Source organism: Seonamhaeicola maritimus (assembly GCF_008056315.1).
Taxonomy (GTDB): domain Bacteria; phylum Bacteroidota; class Bacteroidia; order Flavobacteriales; family Flavobacteriaceae; genus Seonamhaeicola; species Seonamhaeicola maritimus.
The window spans coordinates 1-1,517 of the sequence record NZ_VRKQ01000006.1 but is presented as its reverse complement, the minus strand read 5'-3'; the positions used below and the strand labels follow the sequence as shown (position 1 = coordinate 1,517).

Annotated in this window: 2 protein-coding genes; both read left to right on the top strand. The window is 37.3% G+C overall.

Translation table 11 applies throughout. The features are described 5' to 3' along the window. The coding region (locus tag FUA22_RS00060; protein ID WP_147765460.1) for a T9SS type B sorting domain-containing protein at positions 1 to 1,239 on the top strand (1,239 nt) is incomplete at its 5' end. 24 nt (positions 1,240 to 1,263) lie between these two features. Beyond that, on the top strand, positions 1,264 to 1,517 hold a 254-nt coding region (locus tag FUA22_RS00055; RefSeq protein ID WP_147765459.1), incomplete at its 3' end, for a type IX secretion system membrane protein PorP/SprF.

The following is a 1,517-nucleotide window of genomic DNA, read 5'->3' as shown; positions in this document are numbered from 1 at the left end:
GAGTTGTGTGATGGTCTGGATAATAACTGTGATGGCACTATTGATGAAGGTGTTACCATTACGTATTATTTAGATGCGGATGGGGATGGCTATGGAGATACCAATGATGTAGGTGTTGAAAGTTGTACGCAGCCTCTAGGAACTGTTGATAATAATTTAGATTGTAACGATGCTGATGCTAGCATAAACCCTGTTGCTACAGAAATCTGTGATGGTCTTGATAACAATTGTGATGGGAATATAGATGAAGGCGTTACTACAACATATTATGCAGATACCGATGGCGATGGTTATGGTGATTCATTAGATACAGTTCAAGCTTGTTCGGCTCCAGTAGGTTATGTGTCCGATAGCACCGATTGTGATGATACTAACAATACTGTGTACCCTGGTGCGCCAGAACTATGTGATGGTTTGGATAATGATTGTGATGGCGTAATTCCTGAACCCATGGTAGATACCCTTCAAGATGAAACTACATTAAATAGTTATGTGTTACCAAACATAACCGGATCTAATTTGTCGGGTAACGAAGCGTTCTATACGGAGCCAAATGGGAATGGTATGGTTTTCTTTTCAGGTGACACCTTATTTTTTGATGATTTCTCAACTTACCCCATTGTATTATATATTTATGATGTGGGGGTTTCTGGTTGCTCATCAGAAGAAAGTTTTATGTTAACCATATTAGATCCTTTAGATTGTACTAGTTTAAATAATCCATATAACGGTGATACAGATGTTTTTAATGATACCAGTCTTTCATGGGATGCTGTACCAGATGCTACGGGATATACATTATCTGTTGGAACAAGTTTGGGAGCTACAGATATTGTAGATAATCTTGATGTTGGAAATGTGTTATTATATGATTTTCCTCAGAACCTGCCTTACAGAACGGAGATTTTTGTAAGTATTGTGCCTTACAATGATGATCAAATTGCTATGAGCTGCTTTGAAGAAAGCTTTACCACAGAAAGAGAACAAGTGCCACCGCGTTATTTTACACCTAATAATGATGGCAGTAATGACAGATGGGTTGTACCTAACAGATTAAACAACATTAGTACCATTTATATATACGATAGGTATGGTAAGTTACTCAAGGAAATTGCAGATTTACAATCAGGATGGGATGGTACCTATAATAATGCGCCTATGCCAGTTAGCGATTACTGGTATGTGGTGGTCTATAAAGATGGAAAAAGTTTAAGAGGGCATTTTAGTTTGGTGAGATAAGGGTTTAACCATTTAATTAAGTTTATGAGATTAAGAAATATATTAATGATAGTAATAGGGGTGGTATTCACCAATACGACTATATCACAAGAAGGTCTACCTATATATACTGATTATCTTACTGATAATTATTATTTAATTCACCCGTCTATGGCAGGCGTTGCAAATTGCGCTAAGGTTAGGTTAACAGCCCGCCAGCAATGGTTTGGACATGAGGATGCTCCAAAACTACTAACCATGAGTATAAATGGAAGAATAGGAGATACGCCATCAGCATT